Annotated in this window: 2 protein-coding genes; both read left to right on the forward strand. The window is 32.5% G+C overall.

Going from position 1 to position 1,289, the window contains the following annotated elements:
• The coding region (locus GQR46_RS19820; RefSeq protein ID WP_165742241.1) for an EpsG family protein at nucleotides 1–450 on the forward strand (450 nt) is incomplete at its 5' end.
• A 1-nt stretch (nucleotide 451) separates the two neighbouring features.
• Nucleotides 452–1,237: a glycosyltransferase family A protein gene (locus tag GQR46_RS19825; protein WP_024589837.1), complete on the forward strand. Its 786-nt coding sequence runs from the start codon at nucleotides 452–454 to the stop codon at nucleotides 1,235–1,237.
• The last annotated feature ends 52 nt before the right edge of the window (nucleotides 1,238–1,289 follow it).

Genomic DNA, 1,289 nt, shown 5'->3' on the forward strand with positions numbered 1-1,289 from the left:
TTTTATCTTGCGGGGGTCTTTAGTAACCTCCTAACATACTTAATCGGATTAGATCCAAACCCAGTTTTAATGAAAGTACAATTTTATATTGAAAATGCTAATGTTCAGGGTGGCTGGTTAACGCCTGAATTTCTTAAGATATGGGTTATCTCTATATTAGTTTTGTTGATTGTCCCCGAGTTTGATAAACTTAACACATACCGCAAAATCTTAATTTTGAGCTTTCTTACTGGTTCATGTTTATACATGCTTTTAAGTTTTGATTTAAGGCTTGCATCACGTTCAAGTCGGCTTTTCCTGATTTCTGAATTTTTAATCATTGCTATGTTATTTGAGTATGTGAAAAATAGAGGAAAGCTATTCTTATTTATACTTCTTTATGGTTCTTTCTTTTTAATTTGGGAGTTCTATATTATGTCAAAAGCAGAGGTTATTTACTCGTGGAGTTAAAATGAATATTCAAATTTTAATGGCAACTATGGCTAAATCGTGTATCGGTGATATCGATTGGAAAAATAAATGCATAGTTTCACCGTTATTATTAATCAACCAATCAGATTTCGAAGGTACCGAAACTTTAGATGATATTACTATGATATCAAAAAAAGAAAGAGGCTCCTCAAAAAGTAGAAATCTCGCTATTGAGAATGCAAGCGGTGATATCTGCATCATTGCTGATGACGATGTTAGTTATTTAGAAAACTATGAGAGCATAGTCAAAGATGCTTATATTAAGTATCCAGACGCTGACATTATAACTTTTCAGATACAAACAACAGAAGGTAAGCCTTTTAAACCAAATTACTCTAACGAAGAGTATTATCACACTAAGATGAGCATTCTAAAATGCGCATCTATTGAGATTACGTTTAAAAGGGAATCGATTATTAAAAGTGGTTTGAAACTGGATCTAGAATTTGGCTTAGGTAGTAAATATCGTGTTCATGATGAGATTATTTTTTTGAAAGATGCACTAGATAATGGCCTTAAGTGTGTTTATATCCCATTACCTATAGTTATTCATCCACCAGAAAGTTCTGGTACAGATTATAATGAGCAATTGTTGTTTTCAAAAGGTGCTGCATTTTACCGTCTGTTTGGCATTTCAGGACTTTTATATGATTTAGCTTTCTCAATCAAGAAATATTCAGAGTACAAAAATGTATTTAGTTTTATACAGTGTTTAAGGCTGATGGTTAAAGGTACATTGAGTTATTCTAAGGAACAAAGTAAATGACTAAAGTGAAATATTTAATTTTGGGTGGCGGTGTTTCAGGGCTAGCCTTCGC

This window comes from Pseudoalteromonas sp. Z1A6 (assembly GCF_011378745.1).
Taxonomy (GTDB): domain Bacteria; phylum Pseudomonadota; class Gammaproteobacteria; order Enterobacterales; family Alteromonadaceae; genus Pseudoalteromonas; species Pseudoalteromonas arctica.

Excerpts from the sequence above, each read along its gene's own strand:
- GQR46_RS19825 (WP_024589837.1), top strand. The coding sequence starts at position 452 with ATGAATATTCAAATTTTAATGGCAACTATGGCTAAATCGTGTATCGGT.